1 protein-coding gene is annotated in these 255 nt (G+C 64.7%); it reads right to left on the bottom strand.

The features are described from left to right. A partial coding sequence (locus tag EBL85_RS17000; RefSeq protein WP_255419411.1) for a GTP-binding protein occupies positions 1 to 255 on the bottom strand: 255 nt, incomplete at both ends.

Here is a 255-nt window from a genome sequence, read left to right on the forward strand (position 1 = left end):
CCATCTCGACGAGCTCGAGGAGCTCGGCGTCGTCGACCATGTCGGCCTTGTTCAGGTAGACGATGATGTAGGGCACGCCGACCTGACGGGAGAGCAGGATGTGCTCGCGGGTCTGGGGCATCGGGCCATCAGCGGCCGACACCACCAGGATCGCGCCGTCCATCTGCGCCGCACCGGTGATCATGTTCTTCACGTAGTCGGCGTGGCCGGGGCAGTCGACGTGTGCGTAGTGACGCGTATCGGACTCGTACTCGA

This window comes from Marichromatium sp. AB32 (genome assembly GCF_003718675.1).
GTDB classification, from domain to species: Bacteria; Pseudomonadota; Gammaproteobacteria; order Chromatiales; family Chromatiaceae; genus Marichromatium; species Marichromatium gracile.